General features: G+C 68.4%; 1 protein-coding gene. It reads right to left on the bottom strand.

Annotation, left to right across the window (positions count from 1 at the left end):
- On the bottom strand, nucleotides 1-1,647 hold a 1,647-nt coding region (gene hutU / locus CAG29_RS27990), incomplete at both ends, for a urocanate hydratase (protein WP_085707828.1).

Genomic DNA, 1,647 nt, shown 5'->3' with positions numbered 1-1,647 from the left:
AGTGATCATCGGCAGGTTCAGGCCCTGCTCTTTGGCGCAGTCGATCGCAATCTGGTAACCGGCATCGGCGTGACGCATCACCCCGGTGCCCGGGTCGTTGTGCAGCACGCGGGCGATGCGCTCGGCCGCCTCGTCGGTGCCGTCGCAGACGATCACCATCCCCGAGTGCTGCGAGAAGCCCATACCCACACCGCCGCCGTGGTGCAGCGACACCCAGGTCGCGCCGCTCGCGGTGTTGAGCAGGGCGTTGAGCAGCGGCCAGTCGGACACGGCGTCGGAGCCGTCCTGCATCGATTCGGTCTCGCGGTTCGGGCTCGACACCGAACCGGAGTCCAGGTGGTCGCGGCCGATCACGATCGGCGCCGACAGCTCGCCGCTGCGCACCATCTCGTTGAACGCCAGGCCGAGCTTGGCGCGCAGGCCCAGGCCGACCCAGCAGATGCGCGCCGGCAGGCCCTGGAAGCTGATGCGCTCGCGCGCCATGTCCAGCCAGTTGTGCAGGTGCGCGTCGTCCGGGATCAGCTCCTTGACCTTGGCATCGGTCTTGTAGATGTCCTGCGGGTCGCCCGACAGCGCCGCCCAGCGGAACGGGCCGATGCCGCGGCAGAACAGCGGACGGATGTAGGCCGGCACGAAGCCGGGGAAGTCGAAGGCGTTCGCCACGCCCTCTTCCTGGGCCATCTGGCGGATGTTGTTGCCGTAGTCGAAGGTCGGCACGCCCATCTTCTGGAAGTCCAGCATCGCCTTCACGTGCACCGCCATCGACTGCTTGGCGGCCTTCACCACCGCCGCCGGCTCGGTCTTGGCCCGGGCGCGGTACTCGTCCCAGGTCCAGCCGGCCGGCAGGTAGCCGTTGAGCGGGTCGTGGGCGCTGGTCTGGTCGGTGACCATGTCCGGACGCACGCCGCGGCGCACCAGCTCCGGCAGGATCTCGGCGGCGTTGCCGCACAGGGCGATGGAGATGGCGCGGCCTTCGGCGGTGTACTTGGCGATGCGCGCCAGGGCGTCATCCAGGTCCTTGGCCTGCTCGTCGACGTAGCGGGTCTTGAGGCGGAAGTCGATGCTCACCTGCTGGCATTCGATGTTCAGCGAGCAGGCACCGGCCAGGGTCGCGGCCAGCGGCTGCGCGCCGCCCATGCCGCCCAGGCCTGCGGTCAGCACCCACTTGCCGGTGAGGTTGTCGTTGTAGTGCTGGCGGCCGGCCTCGACGAAGGTCTCGTAGGTGCCCTGGACGATGCCCTGGCTGCCGATGTAGATCCAGCTGCCGGCGGTCATCTGGCCGTACATGGCCAGGCCCTTGGCGTCCAGTTCGTTGAAGTGCTCCCAGGTCGCCCAGTGCGGCACCAGGTTGGAGTTGGCGATCAGCACGCGCGGGGCGTTGGCGTGGGTCTTGAACACGCCGACCGGCTTGCCCGACTGCACCAGCAGGGTCTCGTCGTCGTTGAGGTTGGTCAGGCTCTCGACGATCTTGTCGTAGCACTCCCAGTTGCGCGCCGCACGGCCGATGCCGCCGTAGACCACCAGCTCTTTCGGGTTCTCGGCCACTTGCGGGTCGAGGTTGTTCATCAGCATGCGCAGCGGCGCTTCGGTCAGCCAGCTCTTGGCGGTCAGCTGGTTGCCGCGGGGGGCGCGGATTTCGACGTCGCG

Origin of the sequence: Pseudomonas sp. B7(2017), from assembly GCF_002112745.1 — a bacterium.
GTDB lineage: Bacteria > Pseudomonadota > Gammaproteobacteria > Pseudomonadales > Pseudomonadaceae > Aquipseudomonas > Aquipseudomonas ekonensis.
Note: the sequence above shows the minus strand (reverse complement) of the source record. Positions and strands in the feature narration are given on the sequence as shown.